This window comes from Maridesulfovibrio sp. (assembly GCF_965230075.1).
Taxonomy (GTDB): Bacteria; Desulfobacterota; Desulfovibrionia; order Desulfovibrionales; family Desulfovibrionaceae; genus Maridesulfovibrio.
In genome coordinates this window covers 4,000,342-4,024,757 of record NZ_OZ245945.1, presented here as the reverse complement: position 1 = coordinate 4,024,757, position 24,416 = coordinate 4,000,342, and the positions used below count along the sequence as shown (strand labels likewise).

Genomic DNA, 24,416 nt, shown 5'->3' with positions numbered 1-24,416 from the left:
TTGTAATTGCTTGCGTTAGCGGTTTTCAGGATGTAATTTATGCATTGACCGGAACCATTAACCGCTTATGAGTATGATATTATCAGCCAGTCAGTTACGCGCCCTGCGCCAGAGAAATGATGAAGAACTTCGTAAGGGAAGCTATGCCAAGCATGGTTATCCAGCCAACACGATTCAGGACCTGTTGCATACTATTGAGGCTTTGAAGAGTGAAAAAAAGAAGTGGAAGAAAGTCGCGCAGGAACGTGGCGAGCTGCTTAATAAAATGAACGGATTGTTGGAAGACTATAATAAATCAAAATAAAGACTCTTTGCTTCATAAGGACCCCGGACTGTTTATACCGTCCGGGGTCTTTTTTTTGATAATTTCACTAATGATTTTGTTGTGTTATCAGTAAGTGCTTACGTGTTTGATTTTATTTTCTTTAAGTGTATGGAGTATTGTGTAAATTTAAACATATTAGTGAGGGAAATATGATTGGGTTGAAGAATATAAACAGCAGGATTGCTGTGCTGGTCACTGTTGTTGTGTTTGTGGCTATTGTGTCTTTGGTTTTAGTAGTCAATACAATGACCAGATCTGCTGTTTACAATATACAAAAACAGAATATGGAAGTTCTTAATAATGAGCTGGGACAGCAGATAGAGACTTTTGCAGTCGGAGCAATTGTCAACCTTAAAACTATTTCCAAAAATAAGGAATACTACCGTGCCTTTGTAGACTCATACGCATTGAGCAGTGCCAGCAAGTCTCTTAAAGAGGCTTTGGCCCAACATGAAGGAGCCAATGCTATCGGTGTTATCGATCGTAATGGGAAGGTGGTCTACGGGTGGACCGAATCCGGGCAGAGCCTTAAAGGCATGGATCTTAAAAACCGGCCTTATCTGCAGGAGATACTTGGCGGTAAGGAATATTCTGTTTCAGATTTATTTAAATATGATGGAGCAAAAGGCTACAATCTGGCATTTGCAGCCCCCATCAAAGACATGACCGGAAGGTCTTTCGGTGGTGTCTTTTTAGTATATAATTGGGAAGAATATATTGAGAAATTGATCGGTGATATCAGCATAGGAAAGCAGGGGTATGCTTTCATGTTAGATAGCGAAGGCCATATCATCGCTCATAAAGATTACAGCCTTATCATGGAAGATGTTTCCTCCTACGATTTTGTGCGTAAGAGTTTGTCGGCGGACAGTGGCTTTTTCTCTTACGAGTGGGACGATAAACAAAAAGTAACTTCTTTTAAGCGTGTTCCCATGGTCGACTGGGTTGTCTGCATATCCGCTTATGAGTCTGATCTGACTGAGGCAGCGACACAGCAGCGCAATGTTCTTGGCGGACTGGGGTTGCTGCTGATCATTATTCTTGTAAGCCTGATTGTGTTTGTTATCCGCAGGCAGGTGACCAAGCCTATGGAGAGTATCAGGAATTTTACCGGTGAGATCGCCGCCGGTAACCTGAAAGCAGAGTTGGACGGAAAGTTTGTCTGCGAACTTAAGGATTTGTCCCTCAATATTGAGCATATGGTTGGGGAATTAAAAAATAAGCTCGGCTTTTCTGAAGGGGTTCTTAAAGGACTTGTTCTTCCATGCTGCATTGTCGGTCCGGACGGAAAGATTCTTTGGACCAACTCTCAGATTTGTGAACTGATTGAAAGCAGGGTTAGGGCTGAAGAAGCGATTGGCATGATTGCGGGTGAGTTCTTTTTTGGCGATAGGAGTCGGAAGACTCTTTCCCAGCAGGCAATAGCCGAAGAATGCCAAATTCAGCAGGAAGCAGAATACACAACTTTCTCCGGTACACATAAGAATATCATGGTTTCGACCACGCCGTTTTACGATATGGACGGGAAGATGCTGGGCTCGGTGGCTATCTGGTTTGATATGACGGAAATTCGTACTCAACAGCGAAAGATTGAGGAAAACAATATAATGATTTCCGAAGCAGCTTCTAGTGCCACCGAGGTGTCTAATCAGGTTTCCAGTTTTTCTGAAGCTCTCGCAGCGCAGGTGGAGCAATCAAGCCGTGGGGCGGAAGAGCAGTCGGTAATGGCAAGTGAGGCAGCCACTGCCATGGATGAAATGAACTCCACTGTTTTGGAGGTCGCGCGTAATGCTTCCTCTGCCGCAGATCTTGCCCGTGAGTCTCAGGATAAGGCCGGTGAAGGCGAGCGAATGGTTGCCAATGCGGTTTCGACTATCACTGAGGTGCGTTCGCAATCAGAGCAGTTGCAGGAAGATATGGCCGATCTGGGCAAACAGGCTGAGGGGATCGGTAACATCATGGGTGTTATCAGCGATATTGCTGATCAGACCAATCTGCTTGCGCTTAACGCTGCCATTGAAGCTGCCCGTGCCGGAGATGCCGGGCGTGGTTTTGCCGTGGTTGCTGATGAAGTCCGCAAGCTGGCAGAGAAGACGATGACCGCTACTCATGAAGTGGGAGATTATATTTCCAATATCCAATCCAGTGCCCGCAAGAATATTGAAAATACAGAAAAATCTACTGAGGCCATCATGGACGTTACTGACTTGATCAATCAGTCCGGTGATGTTTTAAAGGATATCGTGGATAAGGTTTCCGAAACCAATGATCAGGTTCGCTCCATTGCAACTGCCTCGGAAGAGCAGTCCGCAGCCAGCGAACAGATTAGTCGTTCTACCGGACAAATTAACACCATCGCCGGTGAAACAGCACAGGCTATGAACGAGTCCGCTGAAGCGGTCAGCCGGATGTCCGGCTTGGCCAGAGAACTGGATGGTATCATCGGGCGTATGCAGAATTAATATTATATAAAATATACTGTTGTGACTGTGACATAAGAAGCTCCCCATGCTGTGGAAATAGCATGGGGAGCTTTTTTTTGAGACAGCAATGGATTTGGTGCAGGCATAAAAGCAATTATAAATTTATGATCAACAACCAAAAATAATATGATTTTAGTAAGATAATATTAAGGGTTTACAACATAGATTAATGGCGTGTGTTTAATTGACATAAATAAGGGGTATAGGAATGAAATTTAAGAGTATCAACAGCGCTCTTGCAGTTTTGATTACTGTGATAGTTTCGATTTCGGTTATATCGTTAATTGTTGTAGTCAGCTCCATGACCAATTCAGCAGTTCTGGAAATTCAGGAACAGAATATGGAAGTGCTGAACAATAAAATAGTCAACGAAGTGGATCAGTTTTTAGAGCTTTCCAAAAGTGATCTCGCTGATTATGCCAGCAGTGCTGAATTACAGGATGCTTTTATAGATGATAGTGCCAGAGAAAGGATCATGAGGCACCTTCGACAGAAAATGGAAAACAACAGCAAGCTTGCAACTCTTGCAGCTTTTGACCTTGATGGACAGATTGTTTTCGGTATTAAGTCAAATGGTCAGTCTGCTGCCGGAGCAGATCTGCGTTCCCGCAAGTATGTGCAGGAAGTATTGAGCGGTAAGCCTTTTGCTGTTTCCGAAATTTTAAAGTCCGTATTGGATGGCCGTTATATTGTGGTTATGGCTGTTCCGGTTCGTAATGAACAGGGCCAGCTTCTGGGTGGTTTTCTTTCATCCGTTGACTGGCAGGAATATTCGTATGCTATGATCGGTGATATTTCCATAGGTGAAGACGGCTATGCCTATATTTTAGATAAAAATGGACGCATGATCGCTCACAAGGTGAATCAGGATATTCTCCTCAAGGATTTTACCAGCCATCAGTTTGTGAGAGACAGCCTTGCCGCTTCAAAGGGCAAGACCGAATATGAGTGGGAAGGCCGAGCCAAGGTTCAGTTGTTTCAGGTTGTGCCTTCCACTGGTTGGGTGGTCTGCATGTCTGCTTATGTTTCTGACCTGACCCGGGCCGCTATTGAGGAGCGTAATGTACTGATCGTTATGGGCTCCGTGATGGTCCTGCTTCTTGTCGGTGTGATTGTTTTTACCATCCGCAAGCTGGTTACCGGACCCATGGCTACCATCCGTGATTTTACCAGTGAGATTGCCCATGGCAACTTCAAGGCAGAACTGACCGGCAAATATGCCTGCGAACTTAAGGATCTTTCCGAGAATATCGATCACATGGTGGCGGAACTGAAAAACAAGCTTGGTTTTTCCGAGGGTGTGCTTAACGGTATTTCCATTCCCTGCATTGTGGCTGATGCCGAAGAAAAAGCTCTTTTTCTGAATCAGGATATGCTGGATCTGGTGGGCAAGACCGGCAGACCGCAGGATTATCTGGGCCGAACTGTCGGGGACATTGTGTATAGTGAATCCAGCAGGTCCACAACTGCCGGTAAAGTTATGGCTGATAATGCTGCCCAGCGAAATATTGAAGCAGAGCTCCCTGTTGAGGGGGGCGGAATCAGTAATGTGCTGGTGAATGCTTCACCTCTTTTTGATTTGGATGGGCAGATGCTTGGTGCTTTTGTCATGATTACCGATATGACGGAGATTAAGCAGCAGCAGAAACGCATCGAAGAAAACAATATCATGATTTCCGAAGCTGCGGCTAATGCTACTGAGGTCTCCAATCAGGTTTCCGGTTTTTCCGAGGCTTTGGCTGCACAGGTTGAGCAGTCCAGCCGCGGTGCAGAGGAACAGTCGGTCATGGCCAGCGAAGCAGCGACCGCTATGGATGAGATGAACTCCACTGTTTTTGAAGTTGCTCGCAATGCTTCCACTGCCGCAGAACTGGCAGATGCGTCGCAGAAGAAGGCCGGTGAAGGTGAGCAGAAAGTTGTACAGGCAGTTGAGACCATTTCTCTGGTTCGTACCCAGTCCGATCAGATGCAGACGGATATGGCTGATCTCGGTCAGCAGGCCGACGGCATCGGCAATATCATGGGTGTGATCAGTGACATTGCCGACCAGACCAACCTGCTGGCGCTTAATGCCGCTATTGAGGCTGCCCGTGCCGGGGATGCCGGTCGAGGTTTTGCCGTGGTTGCAGATGAAGTCCGTAAGCTGGCAGAATCCACCATGAATGCCACCAGCGAGGTAGGTGAATACATCACCAAGATTCAGGAAAGCGCCAAGACCAACATCGCCAATACCGAGAAATCCACCAAGGCTATCGGTGAGGTTACTGAGTTGGTTAACCAGTCCGGTGATATCCTGAAGGAAATCGTTGAGAAGGTTTCCGAGACCGCTGATCAGGTCCGTTCCATTGCCACCGCATCGGAAGAGCAGTCTGCAGCAAGTGAACAGATCAGCCGTTCCACCGGACAGATCAACACCATCGCCGGGGAAACTGCACAGGCCATGAATGAATCAGCTGAAGCTGTAAGCCGCATGTCCGAGCTTGCAAAAGAGCTGGATGCAATCATCGCCCGCATGCAGGGCTAGATCGTTCTGAACCATAATGAATAGCAAAGGGCTGTCCGTTAGCGGGCAGCCCTTTTTTGTTGCCCGTAATTCAACTCAATTTATTGTATTTTTATAATCCTGCGTATAGGCTCAGTCCGGCTGATACCATTTAAGGAGTTAGAAATGGTTAAAGGGTTGATCTATTCAATATTGTCTGCACTAGGACTTGGCACGCTGGCTATTTTTTTTAAGTTGGGACTTGCCATGGGGTTGCAGCCTGTGGAACTGGTGCAGTACCGGTTCTCATTAGGGGCTGTGGCCCTGTTTCTCTGGTTGGGCATATCTTGCCCCGGGGTGCTTAAAGTCCGATTTAGAGTTCTTTTGAAAGCTGCGGTTCTGGGCGTAGCTCTCTACCCGTTGCAGTCTTGGCTTTTTGTTATGGCCCTTAAGCATATTCCCGCCTCAACTACATCGCTGATTTATTATTTCTACCCTTTGATGACGACGCTTATTGCGGTTGTCTTTTTGAAATTGCGTCCCGGACGGGAAGTCTTCGCTGCGCTAGGATTGATAGTTCTCGGAAGTGGGCTTGTTTTTTATAATGCCTTCGCACAGCAGCTTGATCCCCGGGGAATCCTTTATGCTTTGGGGTGTATGGGGTGCTTTTCAATTTACCTTACTGTTATCCAGATTTTTACCCGCAATGATGAAGCCAAGACCATTGTTCCTTATGTCATTCTGTTTATGGCTCTTGTTTTTAGCTGCCTTTCTTCACCGTTGAAAATATTTGATCTCAATATCCAGGGCTGGTTTATCGCTATTGGTCTGGGATTAATCCCTACTGCACTGGCAATCAGTCTTCTTTACCGGGCTGTGGATGCCATCGGCAGTACCAATGTGGCTATTTTTTCCACTATCGAACCTGTGACCACGGTGCTGTTGGCTGCATTTGTTCTTGATGAACACATTGCTTCTATCCAGATTGTAGGGATGGTGTTTATTTTGCTTGGAATTATACTGCCTAACCTGCAATTGTTGAAAAGAAGGTCCGCCCTGAGCGGATAGTATGCTCCTTTTTACCTGTCCTAAAAAAAGCCCCTGCCGATCGCTCGGCAGGGGCTTTAATTTTAATAATGTAAGAGCAGTTCCTACAGGAAGTACCAGGTCGCGGCGAGGCCGGTGATGGACATGGTAATTGTGTAGGGGAAAGCCATCTTGACCATCTGGCCGTATGAAAGCCTGATGAGCGGAGCGATGGCGGAGGTAAGCAGGAACAGGAAAGCAGCCTGTCCGTTAGGAGTTGCAACACTGGGAATGTTGGTACCAGTGTTGATTGCAACTGCGAGCAGGTCGAACTGCGCACGGTCGATAACGCCGGTCTGGAATGCTTTCAGGGTTTCAGAAACGTATACTGTCGCAACAAATACGTTGTCTGAAATCATGGAGAGCACGCCGTTGGCGATGTAGTATGCTGCAAGCTGAATTTTACCTTCAAGGCCGAGCACGTAATGAATGATCGGGGCAAAAAGGTGCTGTTCGTGGATAACGCCGACAACAGCGAAGAATACAACCAGCAGCGCGGTAAAGGGCAGGGCCTCTTCAAATGCGTGGCCGATCTGATGTTCTTCGGTGATTCCGTTAAGAGCGGTAAGTACAACAATAACGGTCAGACCGATAAGGCCTACTTCCGCAATATGGAATGCCAGAGCGAGAACGAGGAATACAGCCGCGCAAGCCTGAGTGAACAGGGCTGCCTTTTTCTTGAGGCTCATTTCTTCGTCGTTCTTGCGGTCTTCCTCTTCGAGGATTTCACGCACGTTCTGGGGCAGCTGGTATCCGTATCCGAAGATACCGGTAACTTCCAGCATGATACAGGTCACAAGGCCGACAGCCAGTACAGGCATGGATACGGGAGCTACTCTGAAGAAGAACTCCATGAATTCCCAACCCATGGTTTTACCGATAAGCAGGTTCTGGGGCTCACCTACGATGGTACAAACGCCACCCAGAGCAGTACCTACGGCACCGTGCATCATCAGGTTTCTGAGGAAGCCACGGAATTCACCAAGATGGCTTACGCATTCACCGCGCAGCATGGAGTCGTCTGTCAGGGAGCATTTACCTGTAGATGCAAAGCGGTGGTAGATTCCATAGAATCCGTATGCAACCGCGATGATAACAGCCGTAACAGTCAGTGCATCAAGGAATGCGGACAGGACAGCACCTGAAATGGAGAAGAGCAGTGAAATTACAATCTTCGATTTCACGCGGGTAATAATTTTAGTGAAAACATACTGGAGCATGTCTTTCATAAAATGAATACCTGCAACCATGAACATCAGCAGCAGAATTACCGGGAAGTTCAGTACTGTCTCATTGTAGACCGTTTCGGGTGAAGCCAGCCCAAGGGCAATTGCTTCAACCGCAAGCAGACCACCTGCGGGCAGGGGGTAGCACTTGAGGGCCATGGCCAGAGTGAAGATGAACTGTCCGATCAGCACCCAACCGGTGATGAACGGGCCAGCAACGGCCATAAGAATCGGGTTTAGTATTAAAAATCCGATAATAGTGAGTTTGTACCAGTCGGGAGAATTACCTAGAAGGTTTTTCTGCAGCGCCTGTGACATTGTTTTGGGCACGGGTTACTCCTTTTGCCTTTTGTGTGGAACCTAGTGATCTGTGGTTTCTAATGCGGCGTCAGGACGCGACATTACAGATCGCTGGGAACCAGCGGGTCGATTGTCAGTTCCGGATAGAGTCCCTGCAATTCTCCTTCAGGATAGGGCTGAAGGATATTGAAGGAGATGTCTTGAGTCTGCTGGGAATGGCCCGCGGTTTCTTCGGTTCCATCCCAGAAAGCACCGTTTGCTTCGAGAATATGTTCGATACGGTGCCGGAATCCATCAACAAATTTCGCTCCGATGCCTTCAAAGGTCATGTTGCCGAGACGGAACTGGCCCTTGAGTGCAGCGAAGTCAGATAGAGGAATCGAGTGCATTTCGAGATCTTCTTGCTTGCTGATATAGCCCCAAACGAGGTAGTTGTCAGGTATTTTAATGGTTTCTTCCGCATCTATAATTGTGTGCGGCATTAATATGGTTCCCGCTCCTACTTCGATTTTAGCGTCCTCTTTACCGTTGAGGAAAGAGTTGAAACCTACGAAGGAACGCTTGCCCATGTGGGTGTAGATTACCTTGCCGCCGTGCGGGGTAACAACCTCACCTTCGTAGACGGAATTGATGATGTAGCAGTTTTCCTGTGCGTTGGCGCCGGGGCCGAGGGTGGAGTTCTCGATGTATGAGCGCTGGGCCACGAGAACATTCTTGTCCACTTTGCAGTCGCCTTTGAGTACTGCGTACGGGCTTACCGATGCTCCTTCAGGAACGTCGATGGTGAGTTCAGGCTTAACCGAAGAGTAGATGGGCACGAAATCTTCTTTGCGGTCATCAAAGAAGTCCATGAGAATTCCTTTAGGCCTGCTGTCTTCCATACGGATGTACTTGGCGAGGACTTCTTCGGGGTACTGGTAGTTGAATTCGAATGCGCCGTCCGCCTTAACCCAGATCCGGCCTGGTTTAATGCGTTTGTGGGAGAGTTCCCCGGCCTGAACATAAGAGTAAGCTCCTACTGCGCAGTCATGGCAGATGGAGAGGTCTACTGAGGAGAAAGGCTCAAGGAAACAGCCTTCCACGGAAGTACCGTGAATGTTTGCGTAGTGCAGAGACACGGTGTTTGAAATTTTGAAGCACTCAAGGTTTTCAGGGTCGTGGGAGTTGTTGTGGACGAGGGTTTTCATCAGAAAACTGTCGCGGATCTTAATGACTTCGTCATCGCGGAGCTTGATCTTCTGCCCGTTGACTTCCACCTCACTGCCTTTTCTCTTGAGTTCGTCACCACGGATATCACTCTTGTAGAGGATGGAGTGGTTTACTTTACATTTGCCGAGGAAGTAGGTCCCGCCGATGCTGGAGTGGCGGAAGTTGAACATGAGAGGATGGTTGTTGGTCAGGGAGTAGAACGCGTAGTAGAGAGCGAAGCTGTCTTCGGGGATAAGGTCCTTGATGTAGGGACCGACATCCACAAGCGGCTCGCGCAGGTTGACGTTCACACGGTTGACGATATGGTCAATAAGCTTATTCAGCTGTTTCATAAATCCTTCTCGCTTTTTTATTTGAGCACCGGAAGTCGTAGGCGGAAACCGGCAACAGGGGTTGTACAAGTCGGACGGTTCCGGCACGCCTTGCCGGAACCGTCCTGCCCTATGTTTAATAGTCCCTTATAACCCTATATTGCTAACCCGGCAAGGTCACGGGCATGCCCATGATGGGCCATACAAACTTGACGAAGATGCCGGTTACGACCATGAGCAGGATACTTGCGGGGATACCGTACATGAAGAATTCCCCGGTGGTGAACTGCTTGGAGTCGTATGCGATTGCGTTGGGAGCCGCGCCAACCAGAAGGAGGAAAGGCATACCCGCAACAACCAGAGCTGCGAAGAGGATAACTTCCGGAGCAACGCCGAGGTAAGGCGCGATAACAAGTGCCACCGGGAGCGAGATCGCAATTGCCGCCACGTTCATGATGAAGTTGGTCATCATCATTACGAAGAAGGCGATGGACATGATGAAAACGAATCCGCTTGACTCCTGGAAGAGAACCAGCCAGTTGACCGCCATCCACTTGGCTGCGCCGGTATCCCAGAGGCAGAAACCGATAGACATGGCACCAGCGAAGAGCAGGATGATGTTCCAGGGAATGTCTTCAAGGTCGTTGATGTCCAGAATCTTGAATACAAAGAAGGAGATGGACGAGACCAGAATGATGGAGGTCTTATCGATGGCCTTCAGTTCAGGAATAAAAGAGCGCAGGCTCATGATCAGGATAACGCCGCCGACGAGAATCGCAGCCATGATTTCATCACGGGAGAGTGGTCCCATCTGGGAGTTGAGGTCACGTGCCTTTTCGCGCAGACCGGGAATGACGTCCTTTTCAGGCTTCAGGAAGACCATGAAGAAGCCCCAAAGGAGGAAGACCATAGCCCAGCCGATGGGTGCCATATAGTAGGTCAGTTCGAAGAAGGTAACGTCTTTGCCCAGAATCTGGTTGTAGAAACCGAGAGCTACCGCACCACGTGCAGCACCGAGCAGGGTTACAATAGAACCGGCACCTGCCACATAAGCCATACCGATGAACAGACCCTTACCGAACTTGGTGGGCTTGTCTCCTTCACCGTAAAGGGAGTAGATAGCCAGCAGCAGCGGGTAGACTGTCGCAGCAACAGCGGTGTGAGCCATGATATGGGTCAGCAAGGCGGTTACAACGAATACGCCCAGATAGATGCGGCTGGTCTTTTCGCCGACGACCATGAGCATCTTGTAGGCCAGACGTTTGGTCAGTCCGGTCTTGGTGAATACGAGTCCGATCATGATGGAAGCAAAGATAAACAGGACGGAGGGGTCCATGAAATCCTTGAAGGCCACCTTGGCCGGACGGATGAAGAACATGGCCTGCAGTACGCCGATGGCCAGTGAGGTTACGCCGATAGGCACAACTTCAAATACCCACCATGTGCCTGCCAGCAGGAATACGCCAATAGCACCTTTAGCTTCTTTACTTAAAACAAAATGCTGCCCGCCGGGGTCGATTGCATCCGGCCATGCCGGGCAGTAGTAGACAATAGCAAACAGGGCAACGCCCAGCAGCATGAAGAACAGCCTCTTGAAATCAAATCCGGGCTTGGTTGCAACTTCAGCACTCATTATTTAACTCCTTGACCTTAGGCTGTTTCAATCTCGCAGGCGAGGATTGCAGTTCTGACTTTTTCGAAGGTGTCCCCGAGGCGGACCACCCCGGTAATTATGCCATCCTTCTGGACCAGTAGAGGTTGGTGTACCCCGAGCACAAAAGCGTGCAGAGCCTTGTCGAGGGTATCGTCCTCATCAAGGATTTCAGCGTTCTTGGGTTCGTGCATGATGTCTCCGGCTTTTGCTCCGGCATTCTTGCGGCAGAGGCTGCTCAGCGGTTCGGACCAGAGGTTGAAGTCGCGGTAGACTTTCTGCACGAAATCCATGCTCAAAGCTCCGGGATGGCGCTGGTCGTCCATCTTGAAGTAGGACGGTTCCATGTGCTTGAAGATGTCGAGCATGGTGATCTTGCCCACAACCTTGCCGTCATCATCTTCTACCAACAGGTCACGATGCGGATGAGGAAGGTTCATTTCTTCCCCATGCAGAGCAAGACACTGCAATGCTTCAAACAGTGTAGTGTCCTTTTTGACTCTGTTGTATTCCTCAACAGGAATCATCAGATCTTTTGCTTTGAAATTTTTCACATTTTCCCCCTATGTAGGTTGTCCGGACGGAATTTGCGTACCTAGTTTTCCGGTGCGCAGAATCTGCGCAATGTCTTAACTAACGCGGCAATATCCACCGGAACTGAAATTTCAGCACATGCCCCCAGATTCATTGCCTCAATGGAAAGCGGAATCTTATTGTGCCGATTGATTAAAACAACTTTCAAATCAGGAACGACTGGTGAAATGTCCTCCATGAATTTCAAAGAACTCCGTCCGAATCCCGAAAGGCCTAGCACTATGCCGTCCAGTTCATTCTCGCGGATGAATTCTTCTGCCTCGTCCAGATTGCCGGACTCTGCGACATTCAGGCCTTCACTCCTGAGACGCAGCACAAGGTGTTCACGAAATTCCGAGTCCTTCTCAACAATCATTATTTTCATGTTTTGGAATGTTGTCTTTGCTACTGGCCGGGAATTCGGCCTCTGCAGCACCCGACTTCCTAAAGCACTCGGTATGCCAGATAAAATAATTCCATGTATAACAGAGTATTAAGTTTGGAGGAAGGGTTTTTGTTTCTTTTTGTTGAAACAAAATGAATTATTGTGAAAAGTTTCTCAAGAAACAAAATGAAACAAAAAGAGACAAAATAGTGAAGTGCGCTGAAATGGGGGTGGGTTTATAGGGGGTTAAGTTGCAGGCTATGAACGGTAAAAATTATCGCCGCAGGAAAGCTTTCCATCTTTGTATGCTTGGAGGACGTCTTTTACCGGTCCGATCACGTCGTCGAGAACTTCGATGCCTTTCCACCTGAGGTACTGGTAATGCTCGTCATCAATACCGCCGCAAACTACGGCGTCTGTGCCATCAGAGGTTGCCAATGCACAGAGGTCGTCAGCTGAAGCTTGAGGTAGTACAATAATACGTTCGCTGATTTCGCCGCCAGATTTGACTTTGACCAGCAGCACGTCAGTGGCAAGGTCGAACCGGGGGGCAACCTCATTATTGTGCAGGGGGATCATGATCTTATGCGACATAATTTATCCGGTGATGGAGTGTTTTTTCATCTTGCGCCAGAGGGTAGAGCGAGACCAGCCTAGTATGGCAGCTGCATCACCTTTGCGTCCGCCGCATTTTAGCAAGGTGTCCATGATCATTTGTTTTTCCGCATCATCCCAGCTCTGGGCCGAAGAGTATTCCAAGGGAACGGTTCGTTCTTGCGTTGCATGGGCTGATTCCGTGACCGGACGCAGGATATCCTGTTCAGTAAGATAGGCGGGCAGGTGTGCGGACCCGATTAAATCCCGGTCACAGAAGTTGACCGCATATTCCACAATATTGCTCAGTTCACGCACGTTGCCGGGGTAACGGTAGGCGGATAAAATTTTTGCTGATTTCTTGGAAAAGCCTTTGATCTTCTTATTGAATTTGTTGCAGTACTCCATGAGGAAATGGTTTTTGAGCAACAAAATATCGTCGCCGCGTTCACGCAGGGGCGGCAGATGCAGGTGTACTACATTCAACCTGAAGAGCAGGTCGGCGCGGAAAGTCTTTTCTTGAACCATCTTTTTTAAGTCACGGTGGGTAGCAACTATGACCCGCACGTCAGCATTGAAGCCGCGTGAGCTACCCAGCGGATGGATGACCTTGTCGTCCAGAAAGGAAAGCAGTTTGACCTGCAAAGGCAGTGGCAAGTCACCTATCTCGGTCAAAAAGAAGGAGCCGTTATGGGCTAGTTTGATGCGGCCCGGCCTGTCTTCATTGGCTCCGGTAAATGCTCCTTTCACGTGTCCGAACAGTTCCGATTCCAGCAGGGTTTCCGGCAGTGCACCGCAGTTTACCTTGATGAACGGTGCGCCCGCACGGTCCGAGGCATTGTGGATGGCCTCAGCAAGAACGTCTTTACCTGTTCCGGTTTCCCCGGTGATCAGCACCGATGAATCCGTGGCTGCAATGGAAGGAACCATGCTGAAAATTTTGACCATGTCCGGGCTGGTGCCGATCAGTCCGCCCAGAGAGTATGCTTTGCTGGCTGAGCTGCTCAGTTCCGCAACCTGCCGGATGTCCTGAATAGTCTCCACGTATCCGGAAATGACATTGTCGCTGTTTACAATAGGGGTAATGTTCAACCGGATTGGAATCTTGGCCCTTGTGCGGTCGATAATGTCCGCATCCACGGATACGGTCTGGAAGTCCGCCTTGTCGGCCATGACCGGGCAGCCCTTGAAGCAGTAATCGCAGCGCAGGCCGAGGTAGCATTTCAAGTCCTGCATGGACTCCGGATCGGCACCGGTGAGGGTCTGCCATGCACGGTTGACCAGCTTGACCCTGCCCTCAATGTCCAGCACAGCAATACCGATGGGGACCTCATTCAAAAGGTCCGGGAGCATGAATTGCTGGCCCATCAGGCCGTTGATTATATATTGGGCTTCGTTTGACACGTGAATTTAATAACATGAATGGTTTTGATGCGCTACGCGCTTTTTGATGGAAAGATTTTTGCCTCCGGCGGCTTAAACCCTTTGAAAAGGGTTTAAGAATCCCAAACTTTTTTGATAGGCTTCGCCCAAGGAAACAAAATTATGAAAACATATATATTTATACCTCCAGTTCGTAAGCCTACCGGGGGGATCACTGTTTTTTGCCAGATTGCTTCTATTCTTGCCCGTCACGGGAAGGATGTTCAGCTTGTTATGCGTGAGAAAGGGAGCTGGATGCCGCAGCTTGTTGAAGGTTATCCTGAGCCTGTTCATTGGGATGATGTGCAATTGACTCCGGATGATCTCTGGCTGGTGCCGGAGGGCTGGGTGAACAGCCTTGCGCCGGGACTTAATGCCGGAGCGCGTTGCGTCGTTTATTGTCAGAACTGGGCGTATTTGTTTTCTTCTTTGCCGGAGGGTGTTTCGTGGGCTAATTTGCCAGTGTCTTTCTTAGCTGTGTCTCATCCGGTTGAATGGTTTATGCAGCAGACCGTGGGTAAGGTTTCACCTATTTTGAGGCCGGGTATTAATACGGAGCTTTTTTATCCTCCAGAGAAGAAGCCCTCCGGTAAAATTAAAATCGCGTACATGCCGCGCAAGAACAAGGCTTTGGTCAGCCAGATAAAATCCATTTTCGAGTCCCGTAACCCCGGCGCTGAGGTCCGTTGGGTAGAGATTGCCGGGATGGATGCGCAGGGTGTGGCTGATACTTTACGTTCCTGCCATATTTTTCTTGTTTCCGGTTTTCCGGAAGGTTGTCCGCTTCCCCCTCTTGAGTCTTTAGCATCCGGTTGTATCCCCGTTGGATTTTCCGGTTTCGGCGGCTGGGATTACATGCGCCAGATAGAAGGTGCGACCTTCAAACCGTGGTGGCCGCTGCGTGAAGTTCCGTGGTCCGGTAATGGATTCTGGTCCGCAGATGCGGACGTCCTTGATGCGGCTTTCAATCTCGAAAAAGCCATTACCCTCTGGCGCGAGGGCGGTCCCGTCCTTGACAGTGCTCTCGAAGCAGGGCAACAGACCATCCGTTCATATATCATGAAAGAGCAGGAAAAGACTGTTCTGGATATCTGGGAAAAATTTTAAATTTTCTATTTGTATATTTTTGAGATTAGTGCCCTTCAGGCACAGCTTCCCGTCAAAGTTCAAATCCCCAACTAAAAGTTTTTGGGGTTCTTAGCCCTTTTTTCAAAAAGGGCTAAGCCGCCGGAGGCGAAATCTTTTCAACAAAAAGCGCGTAGCGCATCATATCAATAAAATGGCTAAGAAAAAAAAGAAAAACAGAGCATTGCCCCAGAGCGTGGGCATAAATATTCCGGGCGTGGAAACCCATGCCCATCTGGACTTGGAAGAATTCCGTGAAGACCTGCCTGAAATTATGGCGAGAGCCAAAGAAAGCGGGGTTGGCAAAATAGGCAACGTATTTCTGGGACCGCAGGCTTACGATGAAAATAAAGTAATTTTTGCGGATTACCCGGAAGTGTTCTTTCTGCTCGGCGTGCATCCAAATGATTCCGGCAAATTTGTAGAAGAAGACATTGATGCCATGCGCGATGCTTTTAAGGCAGACCCGCGTTTGAAGGCTGTGGGCGAGATCGGTTTGGATTTTTATTGGGATCGCGTGCCTTATGATGTGCAGGAAGATGTGTTCCGCAAGCAGCTCCAGCTGGCTGAAGAACTGGATCTTCCGGTGGTTATCCATAGCCGCGACGCCCATGAGCGGACCCTTGAAGTGTTGGAAGATTTCGGTTGGTCCGGCAAACCGCTGCTCTGGCATTGTTTTGGCGGTGATGAGGAAACAGCAAAGCGCATTATTGATCACGGCTGGTACATTTCCATCCCCGGTCCTATTACCTATAGAAAGAATGAGATTGCGCAGGAAGCAGTCAAATCCATTCCGGTAGAGCGTCTGGTGCTGGAAACAGATTGCCCGTTCCTGACCCCTGAGCCGTGGCGCGGTAAACGCAACGAGCCTGCTTTTGTGGTTTTTACTGCTGCCAAGGTGGCGGAACTGAAAGGCATGGAAGTGAATGAACTCTGGAAAGCCTGTTCAGATAACGCGCATGAGTTTTTCAATCTGTAGCAAGTGTGCAGATGAACACACCGGACAAAGTGAATTTATGATGGGCTGGCAGTGAAAAGCTGTCAGCCTTCTAATTTTTCACCACCCGGTTACGTCCGGATTCCTTGGCCCGGTACAGCCTTTTATCCGCAATATTCAGCAATGCATCGGCTGATGCTTCCTGACATTCTTCAACAGAAGCAATGCCGCAGCTGGCAGTGATTTGTATCTTTCCTTCAGGAGCGGAAATAGATGCGGCTTCACAGGCTGCCCTGATTCTTTCTGCTACAATTTCAGCTTCCCTCTTTTCGGATCCGGGCATCAGGATTACGAATTCTTCTCCACCATAGCGGCAGGGGATATCTACGCCCTGACGACTGTTGTCGTGCAGGATTTGTCCTACGGAACGCAGTACAACATCTCCGGTGGCATGGCCGTAGGTGTCGTTTACGGTTTTAAATTCATCAACATCGATCATGATGACTGAGAGCGGGCCGCCACGGCGTTTAAAGCGTTGAATTTCCTCACGCATCCTGATGAAAAGATAGCGGCGCATGTATAGTCCGGTCAGGCTGTCCTCTATTGTCTGGCGGAACAGCCTTGAGTTTTCGATGGAAATTGCTGCAACTGTTGAAATAATACCCAGCTGGAAAAGTTCTGAAATGTCCCATTGCTGTTCCTTTGCCCGGTAGAGGGTGACAAAGCCGCGGATGCGGTCTCGGGAACCGACAAGCGGAACGCAGAGGCAGGTTTTGTCCGTGTCGCAGCATTCTGAGGGCAGCGGGTATATTGAGTCGTCGCAGACCGGACGGACTACCGGTTTCAAGGACTGGGCAGCTTCTTCCATAGCTTTGGTCATTGGAATTTCTTCATCAATTATGAATCTGCGCCTTTTAAGTGATGCGGCAATTCCTTTGAGCTGGTCATATTCGTCATACATCATCAGGGTTGCGTCCTGACAGTTGCCAAGGTCGCAGAAAGCTTCCAGAACACGGTCAACAAGAATATCCCGGTCAACTTCCATGGCAAGAAGACGGGTTGCGAAATTTACGGTCAGCAGGGTCGAATCGAAATCGAATTTATCAATGGACATGTTCGGTCGGGTGTTGGTGTTGGTAGGTTATTTAGAGCATACAATGGGTTCGGACAAAAATATAGTATTAGGTTTTAGTGAAATTTAGCGCAAATTGGTTTTATTAAAATGTAGGATTGACAAAAAAATTATCATGAGTAGAAAAAATTCTGGAGCTGATAAAAAATTATTATGAGGGAGAGTCTTTTGCCAGCTAAATCCAAAACTAAATCAAGAAAGATTGATAACTATGTTCCTTTTGTTGAATTTTTGGGAACATTTCTGGGCGAGAATTGCGAGGTGGTCCTGCATGATACCACCAGCAAGGAAAAATCGGTCCTTGCCATTGCCAATGAACATATTTCCGGGCGCGGAGTAGGCGCGCCGCTGACCGATCTGGCCCTTAAGTTTATGGTTGATGAAGTCTACCGTGAAAAAGACTGGATGATGGGCTATACCACCGAGGGCCGAAACGGTCATATTCTTCATTCTGCGACGTATTTTATTAAGGATTCCGAAGGTGAACTGCTCGGCATGCTCTGCTTGAACATGGATACCTCCGACATGCTGGCAGCCCGTGACCTGATTAATAAAGTGATTCACAGTGCCGGTTTTGACCGCAGCGTGCGCAAGGAAGATTTTTCAGCTTCCCAGCCAGAGGAAGAGCATAGCGAGACTTTTCCAAAATCCATGGAAGACTTGACAGAATCGCTGATTGTACGGGTTATTTCAGATACTAATATCCTGCCGGAACGTATGACTTCCGAAGAAAAAATGGATGTGGTTTCAACTCTTGATGAGCGTGGAGTGTTCATGCTCAAGGGAGCGATTAAAGACGTTGCCAAGCATCTGGCGGTCTCCGAAGCTACAGTTTATCGCTACTTGCAGAAGATTAACGATAAATAATTATTACGGGCATAGAATTTTGAACCGGGCTAAACTCTACTGAGTTTGGTCCGTTTTTTTTGTTTTTGAGTATGACAAGGGTTGAATTTGCATATTTCGCAAAAAAGTAAGTGTTCATTTTCTGAATAAAATATTTTTATCTCTTGATAATAATTTTTTCTTGTTTAAATAAAAAATTATTGACGTGTGATTTTCTTATCGCTATACGTGAATCCGTAGCAACGTGAAGGTTGTTTTTGAACGCAAAGAAAATATCCATATAGGAGATAGAAATGAAAAAAGTAGTTGTAAGTGAGAAAGCTCCCGCAGCAGTAGGCTGCTACTCTCACGCAATTGAAGCAGGTAATATGGTTTTCACCTCCGGTCAGCTGCCCATCAATGCTGAAACCGGAAAAATGCCCGAAGGTCCTGCTGCTCAGGCCAAACAGGCTCTCGATAACCTCAAATACGTTCTTGAAGCAGCCGGCGCGACCATGGATGACGTGGTTAAGACCACCGTGCTGATCCAGAACATCGAAGACTTCGCTGCCATCAACGAAGTTTACGCGACTTATTTCTCTGAACCGTTTCCCGCACGCAGCTGCTTTGAAGTAGCTAACCTCCCTCTCGGTGCTCTTGTTGAGATTGAGGCTGTCGCGGCTAAATAGTTAAATCCGGCTGTGGTGCTGCCGGGTGAAATTTTAGGGCCGCTTGCGGCTCTTACAAAGGAGTGGAAAAATGTCTAGTGAATCAAAATTCAAAGAGTTCGGGTTGATCATCAAACTGCTCATCGGTATTGCGGCCGGTGTTGTGATCGGTCTTTTTGCCAACCATGCGGTAATGGAAGTCGTTGTTACTGCTAAGTATGTAATGGGTCAGTTCATTTTCTATACTGTGCCCCTCGTTATTCTGGCTTTTATCGCTCCTGCGATTACCAGACTGGGCCAGAACGCATCCAAGATGCTGGGCGTGGGCGTAAGCCTTGCTTACCTTTCCGCAGCAGGCGCCGCTACCATGGCTGCTGTTGCCGGATACGTTCTCATTCCCCATCTTTCCATTGCTACTCAGGTTGAAGGTCTTCGTGAACTTCCCGAGGTTGTTTTCCAGCTGTCCATCCCCCCGATTATGTCTGTTATGACCGCGCTGGTAACCGCAGTTGTTCTCGGTATCGCAACCATCTGGGTTAAGGCTAAGACCTTTGAAAACATGCTCGGCGAATTTGAAAACATTATGATGCAGGTTGTAAGCCGTATCATCATTCCTGTCCTGCCTTTCTTTATCGCAACCACCTTTGCTGGTCTTGCTTACGAAGGCAGTCTCACCAAGCAGCTCCCGGTTTTTCTCGAAGTTATTGTAATCGTCCTCGCCGGGCATTTTATCTGGCTTGCTTTCCTGTACACCCTTGCTGGAATCATTTCCAAACGTAACCCCCTTGAAGTGTTCAGACATTATCCTCCCGCTTACCTCACTGCGGTAGGTACCATGTCCAGTGCTGCAACTCTGCCTGTTTCCCTTGAATGCGCAGGCAAGTCCAAGGCGCTTGGCAAGGACACCGTTGAATTCATGGTTCCCCTCGGAGCAACCATCCACCTCTGCGGTTCCGTTCTGACTGAAACCTTCTTTGCCATGACCATCTCCATGATGCTCTACGGCACCCTGCCTTCCGTGGGCACAATGGCTATGTTCATTCTGCTCTTCGGGATCTTTGCAATCGGCGCACCCGGTGTTCCCGGCGGAACCGTTATGGCTTCCCTCGGTATCGTTGTCGGCGTACTCGGCTTCGACCCCGCAGGCGTGGCTCTGCTGCTGGCAGTATTCGCCCTGCAGGACAGCTTCGGTACTGCCTGTAACGTAACCGGTGACGGTGCCCTTGCTCTGATGATGGAAGGTATCTTCAACCGCAACGGTGAACTCGATAAAGCCCGCGCATCATCTTAAGCCCGGTCTTCCATTACCCTGCGGAGTCATGAGGCTCCGCAGGGATTTAGAAAAAGCACAAATTTAATATTTATAGCGGCGAAGCCAAACTAAAAGGTTTTGGGATTCTTAAACCCTTTTGGCACAAATCTGTATGACTGCAGATTTGGACGTTGCCCAAACGGCAACGCCCCGAAGGGGTGAGCCCCAGGACGGGGCGAATCAAAAGGGTTTAAGCCGCCGGAGGCATATTATGCTTAATAAAAAATGGTCTGAATACGCAGAAATTCTGAAACGTGAAGTTGTTCCCGCTCTGGGGTGTACAGAGCCTGTTGCCATCGCCCTTGCTGCAGCCAAGGCTGCTGAGACACTCGGCAAAGAAGCTGAGAAAGTTGTAGTTAAAGTAAGTGGTAACCTGCTCAAAAACGGTATGGGCGTAGGTGTTCCCGGTACCGGTATGACCGGGCTGGACATTGCCGCTGCTGTAGGTGTTACCGGTGGTAAATCCGACCTCGCACTTGAAGTCCTGCGTGACCTTGATGCCGAACAGCTGGCAGCTGGCAAGAAATTGATCGCCGATGGCCGTCTGCATGTCGAACTTTCCGATACTGAAGAACTGCTCTACGTGGAAGCGATTGTCGAAGCCGGTGAAGATTCTGCCCGTTGCGTGATCGCCCGTGCGCATGCTGCCATCGTGCTGGTGGAAAAGAACGGTGAAGAGGTTTTCTCCGCTCCTTGGCTCAGCGAAGACAAAGAAAAGTCCGGCTGCACCATGAGCATGAAAGAAATTTTTGAATACGCCACCGAAGCCCCGCTTGAAGATCTGCGCTTCATCCTTGAAGCTGTGGAGCTTAATGAAAAGGTCGCAGCTGAAGGACTTGCTTCTGATTGGGGACTGAAAGTAGGTAAATCCATTGCCAAGGATATTGAAGACGGTATCCGCTCAGACGATATTGTTTCCTACGCTATCAAGCTGACCGCCGCTGCTTCCGATGCGCGCATGGAAGGCATCCAGATGCCGGTAATGAGCAACTCCGGCAGCGGTAATCAGGGCCTGACCGCAACTTTGCCTGTTGTGGCTTTTGCCAGACGCCGTAATTCCAGTGAAGAGGAGCTTATCCGTGCTCTTATTCTCAGCCACCTTTCCGCAGTGCACATGAAGAGTCACCTCGGCAAGCTTTCCGCTCTTTGCGGAGCCAGCCTTGCGGCAACTGCTTCCGGCTGCGGCATAGTGCTTATTCTCGGCGGCGGCCTAAAAGAAGTGGAAAGTGCCATCAAGAACACCCTCGGTGATATTGCCGGAATGATCTGCGACGGTGCAAAGACCTCCTGCGCCCTGAAGGTCTCCTCCGCAGTTGAAGCAGCCATCAATTCCGCATTGCTGGCCATGAAAGGTATATCCATTCCCGGTAAAGACGGTATCCTTGATGATGACATTGAGACCTGCATCCATAACGTGGGCCAGCTCGGTTCCGTGGGTATGGCTCAGACTGATAAGGTCATCCTCAAGATTATGACCGGAAAGCATACAACTGCCCCGGCAGCTTAAATTTACAGAACTACACCTCCCCCTTAAATCCGTCCTCCCTCGGATAAAAAGAAGCCCCCGGTTTTACCACTAACCGGGGGCTTTACAGTCTGTTGATAAAGCACCATCTGCGTCGATGCTGCAAAAAAAGCTGAAACTCACGTATGTCTGTATACGCATCGTTCCAGCTTTTTTTTGCGCCTAGCATATGGCACTTTCTCAAAGCCTGGGGCGTGTATGCTTGAACAGAGGAGGTTTAATACTAATCAAGCATAGTTCTGCTGATGATTTCGTCCTGTACTTCCTTGCAGAGTTCTACAAAGAAAGCGCAGTACCCAGCCACGCGAACAATGAGGCCGCGGTAATCATCAGGATTCTGCTGGGCTTTGAGCAGGGTTTGGTTATCAACATAGTTGAACTGCATCTGGCCGTTGCCGAGCACGGAGGCAGTGCGCAGCAGGGCGATGAGTCCGTTTTCACCTTCCGGTGTATCAAGGGAACCGGGCATGAGCTTGAAATTGTGAGCCATTCCTAGGCTCATGGATTCCACATTGAGTTTGCCTACGGATTTGATCACGGAGGTGGGGCCTTTGGTATCGGCTCCCTGAGTGGGACTCATTCCATCGGAGAGGGGCATTCCGCTCATGCGTCCGTCAGGGGTAGCCCCGATCATCTCACCCAGCGGGGTGTTGAATGACTGGGAGAGGGTTCCGTGAATCATGCGGGCGTATAATGATTTGTGACCATTCATGGTCTTTTCGGTGTAGTCGATGATGTCGGAGGTGATCAGATCGGCGTAATCATCATCGTTACCGAATTTAGGAGCAGCGAGGCAATCTTTCTGCATTGCCTCGAACCCTTCCCAGTTGGCGTCAAGAGCTTCTTTCAACTGGGCGAGGGTGTATTTTTTGTCATCAAAGACCAGCTTCTTGATGGCGGTCATTGAATCGGCGTAGGTGTTCAGTCCGGCAAAGATGGTTCCCGGACCTTCGTACAAACAGGCTCCACCGGCGGTGACGTCCTTACCGCTCTGCATGCAGCCGTCCACAAAGAGGGACATGTACGGGGTCGGGGCCAGATCCCGGACCAATTTCTGGTTGATGAGAGTTCCCTGTGCGGTGATTTCCATGATGTAATCAAGCTGCTTTTTTACTGCTGCGTCGAATTCATCATAGGTAGTGAATTGTTCAAGGTCTCCGGTATCAAGACCCTGTCTGTTTTCACCGTAAGATTTGAGTACTCCACGGTTGAAGACAAATTCAATGGCAATGGGCCACTGGGTGAATCCCCCGGCGGTCCACTGATGGATGCGGCCTGACTTCTGGGGTTCAACGCAACCCATGAGACAGTAATCGCGGGCATCTTCGAAATCGAAGCCCTTGTGGAGCATCATTTTGATGTGGGCATCGTCAAAATGGCATGCAGGCATGCCGATGCCGGATTTAACCACTTCCACAATTTTCTGCAGGTATTCGTGGGGTGACTGGTTGTGGATGCGGCAGGCCAGAGACGGCTGGTAAACACCGACTTTGGCAACAGCATCCATGATCAGGTAGGTCAGGTCGTTGGTGCCGTCACCACCTTCGCGCTTGATACCACCAACACACATGTTGATGAAGGGCATGTATCCCGCGAAGTATTTGGCGGTGCCTTCCGGGGTGTACCAGATCATTTCAGAGCATTTGAGGATGAAGCAACTCATCAGTTCAAAGGCTTGCTGCTGATCGATTTCACCGGATTTGATGCTGTTTTCGTAACAGGGCAGCAGGTACTGGTCGAAACGTCCAAGGGAGGTGCTGCACTGGTTCTCTTCCAGCAGGAAAAGGGACTGGATGGTCCAGACTGCCTGCAGGGCTTCATGAAAAGTCTTGGGAGGATTAGCCGGAACACGCTCATTGATCTCGGCGATGAGTTCTAACTCTACCTTACGTACCGGATGTTCTTCTTTTGCAGCCAGCTCTTTTGCGTATGCTGCAACACGCTCGGCATAAAGCAGGATACCTTCACAGGTAATGATGGAAGCCTTGTAGAAGTTGATCCTTTCCTGATCAGGATGAGCAGTTTGTTCCAGCTCTGCAAGATGTGCTTCAGCTTCGGCTTTTACGCCGGACATGCCTTTTTCAAAGAGGATGATGTCGTAACCGGGGCTGGTATCACCGCCGCCGCTGGAGATGTGGTAGGTCAGGTCGCTGACGCAGGATTCAGCGCCGAATTCCCAGATTCCGGCTTTGCGGAATTCAGTTTCACAGGCTTCGGCAATGGATTTGCCTTCCCAGAAAGGAAATATTTCATCCTGTAAAATTTTCTTGTCTTCGTCGCTGATCTGGTAAGGGTCCTGAGAGCGGGTTCCGATGGTATCCAGTTCATTGCTGATCAGCTGCCAGTCTGTATCAGGGGAAAAAGATCCGGTGCGCGGCTTGCCGCAGGGGTGGCCGACAATGAGTTCGTCTTCCTGGATGTACATGGGCGCGATTTCGCAGGCGCGTTTGAAGCCCATGGCCCGGCGGATATTGACCGGCAGGTCGGGATTGTCGCGGGTAACTTCAGTGAAAGCCTGAGCGCGAACAATTGAAATGCTCGGTTTTACTTTAAGATACTTATCCTTGAGCTTGTTGATTCTGTCAGTAAGAAAATTTTCAGTATAATCTGTCTTCATTTGTTGGAACCCCTTCCTGTAGAAAACATTATCAACAGCAGAAGAATAAAGCGCAGGGCAATTTCTTCTGATCCATTCCTATTGTCTGCGTTTATAAGAAAATTAAAACAGGGCAAACCCCTTCCAGCTAGGGGGAACGTTAAATTTTTTGCATAAAAGATATGATGTTGAAATAAACAAACTTAGTTATTTTTGTTTAAAACCTTGAAAGGTGCATTGCTGAGTGAA

At 48.9% G+C, this 24,416-nt stretch carries 19 protein-coding genes; 10 read left to right on the top strand and 9 right to left on the bottom strand.

The window, feature by feature from the left end; genetic code table 11:
- Positions 1 to 73: 73 nt before the first annotated feature.
- The 4 genes from ACO05Z_RS18180 (at position 74) to ACO05Z_RS18165 (ending at position 6,358) form a co-directional block, all read left to right on the top strand.
- Entirely contained in the window at positions 74 to 304 is a 231-nt protein-coding gene (locus tag ACO05Z_RS18180; protein ID WP_015853375.1) for a hypothetical protein, read from the top strand.
- A 170-nt stretch (positions 305 to 474) separates the two neighbouring features.
- Positions 475 to 2,787, top strand: coding sequence for a methyl-accepting chemotaxis protein (locus ACO05Z_RS18175; protein WP_421903595.1), 2,313 nt, complete (start codon positions 475 to 477; stop codon positions 2,785 to 2,787).
- Between the two features lie 229 nt (positions 2,788 to 3,016).
- A complete protein-coding gene (locus ACO05Z_RS18170) occupies positions 3,017 to 5,332 on the top strand; it encodes a methyl-accepting chemotaxis protein (protein WP_421903594.1) in 2,316 nt (771 codons plus the stop codon).
- A 144-nt stretch (positions 5,333 to 5,476) separates the two neighbouring features.
- Positions 5,477 to 6,358 carry a DMT family transporter gene (locus tag ACO05Z_RS18165; protein WP_421903593.1) on the top strand — a complete coding sequence of 294 codons (882 nt, stop codon included), beginning with the start codon at positions 5,477 to 5,479 and terminating at the stop codon, positions 6,356 to 6,358.
- A gap of 83 nt (positions 6,359 to 6,441) precedes the next feature.
- On the opposite strand, the gene nhaB is transcribed toward ACO05Z_RS18165, so the two are convergent.
- From nhaB to ACO05Z_RS18130, 7 genes are all read right to left on the bottom strand, one after another.
- Positions 6,442 to 7,932: a sodium/proton antiporter NhaB gene (gene nhaB / locus ACO05Z_RS18160; RefSeq protein WP_421903592.1), complete on the bottom strand. Its 1,491-nt coding sequence runs from the start codon at positions 7,930 to 7,932 to the stop codon at positions 6,442 to 6,444.
- A gap of 71 nt (positions 7,933 to 8,003) precedes the next feature.
- The gene (locus tag ACO05Z_RS18155) at positions 8,004 to 9,443 is read right to left on the bottom strand and encodes a transferase (RefSeq protein ID WP_421903591.1); all 1,440 of its coding nucleotides are present in this window, start codon (positions 9,441 to 9,443) and stop codon (positions 8,004 to 8,006) included.
- A gap of 142 nt (positions 9,444 to 9,585) precedes the next feature.
- Positions 9,586 to 11,055: an SLC13 family permease gene (locus ACO05Z_RS18150; protein WP_421903590.1), complete on the bottom strand. Its 1,470-nt coding sequence runs from the start codon at positions 11,053 to 11,055 to the stop codon at positions 9,586 to 9,588.
- Between the two features lie 17 nt (positions 11,056 to 11,072).
- Complete coding sequence (locus ACO05Z_RS18145; RefSeq protein WP_421903589.1) at positions 11,073 to 11,627, bottom strand: CBS domain-containing protein; 555 nt, start codon at positions 11,625 to 11,627, stop codon at positions 11,073 to 11,075.
- 41 nt (positions 11,628 to 11,668) lie between these two features.
- Positions 11,669 to 12,031, bottom strand: coding sequence for a response regulator (locus ACO05Z_RS18140; protein WP_421903588.1), 363 nt, complete (start codon positions 12,029 to 12,031; stop codon positions 11,669 to 11,671).
- A 258-nt stretch (positions 12,032 to 12,289) separates the two neighbouring features.
- Positions 12,290 to 12,625 (bottom strand): NifB/NifX family molybdenum-iron cluster-binding protein, encoded by a 336-nt coding sequence (locus ACO05Z_RS18135; protein WP_421903587.1) that lies wholly within the window; start codon positions 12,623 to 12,625, stop codon positions 12,290 to 12,292.
- Between the two features lie 3 nt (positions 12,626 to 12,628).
- Entirely contained in the window at positions 12,629 to 13,993 is a 1,365-nt protein-coding gene (locus ACO05Z_RS18130; protein WP_421904199.1) for a sigma-54 interaction domain-containing protein, read from the bottom strand.
- A 177-nt stretch (positions 13,994 to 14,170) separates the two neighbouring features.
- On the opposite strand from ACO05Z_RS18130, the gene ACO05Z_RS18125 reads away from it, so the two are divergent.
- Together ACO05Z_RS18125 and ACO05Z_RS18120 are read left to right on the top strand one after the other, a co-directional pair.
- Positions 14,171 to 15,154, top strand: a complete 984-nt coding sequence (locus tag ACO05Z_RS18125) for a glycosyltransferase family 1 protein (RefSeq protein WP_421903586.1) — start codon at positions 14,171 to 14,173, stop codon at positions 15,152 to 15,154.
- Between the two features lie 172 nt (positions 15,155 to 15,326).
- Entirely contained in the window at positions 15,327 to 16,151 is an 825-nt protein-coding gene (locus ACO05Z_RS18120) for a TatD family hydrolase (RefSeq protein ID WP_421903585.1), read from the top strand.
- Between the two features lie 70 nt (positions 16,152 to 16,221).
- Here the strand turns inward: ACO05Z_RS18120 and ACO05Z_RS18115 are convergent, their stop codons facing one another.
- On the bottom strand, positions 16,222 to 17,223 hold the full coding sequence (locus tag ACO05Z_RS18115) for a sensor domain-containing diguanylate cyclase (protein WP_421903584.1): 1,002 nt from the start codon (positions 17,221 to 17,223) through the stop codon (positions 16,222 to 16,224).
- A gap of 186 nt (positions 17,224 to 17,409) precedes the next feature.
- On the opposite strand from ACO05Z_RS18115, the gene ACO05Z_RS18110 reads away from it, so the two are divergent.
- From ACO05Z_RS18110 to ACO05Z_RS18095, 4 genes are all read left to right on the top strand, one after another.
- Complete coding sequence (locus tag ACO05Z_RS18110; protein WP_421903583.1) at positions 17,410 to 18,108, top strand: helix-turn-helix transcriptional regulator; 699 nt, start codon at positions 17,410 to 17,412, stop codon at positions 18,106 to 18,108.
- 272 nt (positions 18,109 to 18,380) lie between these two features.
- The gene (locus tag ACO05Z_RS18105; protein ID WP_421903582.1) at positions 18,381 to 18,755 is read left to right on the top strand and encodes a RidA family protein; all 375 of its coding nucleotides are present in this window, start codon (positions 18,381 to 18,383) and stop codon (positions 18,753 to 18,755) included.
- Positions 18,756 to 18,825: 70 nt separating this feature from the next.
- Positions 18,826 to 20,025, top strand: coding sequence for a dicarboxylate/amino acid:cation symporter (locus tag ACO05Z_RS18100; protein ID WP_421903581.1), 1,200 nt, complete (start codon positions 18,826 to 18,828; stop codon positions 20,023 to 20,025).
- 232 nt (positions 20,026 to 20,257) lie between these two features.
- Positions 20,258 to 21,553: a serine dehydratase subunit alpha family protein gene (locus ACO05Z_RS18095; protein ID WP_421903580.1), complete on the top strand. Its 1,296-nt coding sequence runs from the start codon at positions 20,258 to 20,260 to the stop codon at positions 21,551 to 21,553.
- A gap of 241 nt (positions 21,554 to 21,794) precedes the next feature.
- Here the strand turns inward: ACO05Z_RS18095 and cutC are convergent, their stop codons facing one another.
- Positions 21,795 to 24,188 (bottom strand): choline trimethylamine-lyase, encoded by a 2,394-nt coding sequence (gene cutC / locus ACO05Z_RS18090; protein WP_421903579.1) that lies wholly within the window; start codon positions 24,186 to 24,188, stop codon positions 21,795 to 21,797.
- Positions 24,189 to 24,416: the final 228 nt, after the last annotated feature.

Bases quoted from the DNA above. Each gene is read 5' to 3' on its own strand.
- ACO05Z_RS18180 (WP_015853375.1), top strand. From the start codon at position 74: ATGATATTATCAGCCAGTCAGTTACGCGCCCTGCGCCAGAGAAATGAT.
- ACO05Z_RS18175 (WP_421903595.1), top strand. From the start codon at position 475: ATGATTGGGTTGAAGAATATAAACAGCAGGATTGCTGTGCTGGTCACT.
- ACO05Z_RS18170 (WP_421903594.1), top strand. From the start codon at position 3,017: ATGAAATTTAAGAGTATCAACAGCGCTCTTGCAGTTTTGATTACTGTG.
- ACO05Z_RS18165 (WP_421903593.1), top strand. From the start codon at position 5,477: ATGGTTAAAGGGTTGATCTATTCAATATTGTCTGCACTAGGACTTGGC.
- ACO05Z_RS18155 (WP_421903591.1), bottom strand. From the start codon at position 9,443: ATGAAACAGCTGAATAAGCTTATTGACCATATCGTCAACCGTGTGAAC.
- ACO05Z_RS18150 (WP_421903590.1), bottom strand. From the start codon at position 11,055: ATGAGTGCTGAAGTTGCAACCAAGCCCGGATTTGATTTCAAGAGGCTG.
- ACO05Z_RS18140 (WP_421903588.1), bottom strand. From the start codon at position 12,031: ATGAAAATAATGATTGTTGAGAAGGACTCGGAATTTCGTGAACACCTT.
- ACO05Z_RS18135 (WP_421903587.1), bottom strand. From the start codon at position 12,625: ATGTCGCATAAGATCATGATCCCCCTGCACAATAATGAGGTTGCCCCC.
- ACO05Z_RS18130 (WP_421904199.1), bottom strand. From the start codon at position 13,993: ATGGGCCAGCAATTCATGCTCCCGGACCTTTTGAATGAGGTCCCCATC.
- ACO05Z_RS18125 (WP_421903586.1), top strand. From the start codon at position 14,171: ATGAAAACATATATATTTATACCTCCAGTTCGTAAGCCTACCGGGGGG.
- ACO05Z_RS18120 (WP_421903585.1), top strand. From the start codon at position 15,327: ATGGCTAAGAAAAAAAAGAAAAACAGAGCATTGCCCCAGAGCGTGGGC.
- ACO05Z_RS18115 (WP_421903584.1), bottom strand. From the start codon at position 17,223: ATGTCCATTGATAAATTCGATTTCGATTCGACCCTGCTGACCGTAAAT.
- ACO05Z_RS18105 (WP_421903582.1), top strand. From the start codon at position 18,381: ATGAAAAAAGTAGTTGTAAGTGAGAAAGCTCCCGCAGCAGTAGGCTGC.
- ACO05Z_RS18100 (WP_421903581.1), top strand. From the start codon at position 18,826: ATGTCTAGTGAATCAAAATTCAAAGAGTTCGGGTTGATCATCAAACTG.
- ACO05Z_RS18095 (WP_421903580.1), top strand. From the start codon at position 20,258: ATGCTTAATAAAAAATGGTCTGAATACGCAGAAATTCTGAAACGTGAA.
- cutC (WP_421903579.1), bottom strand. From the start codon at position 24,188: ATGAAGACAGATTATACTGAAAATTTTCTTACTGACAGAATCAACAAG.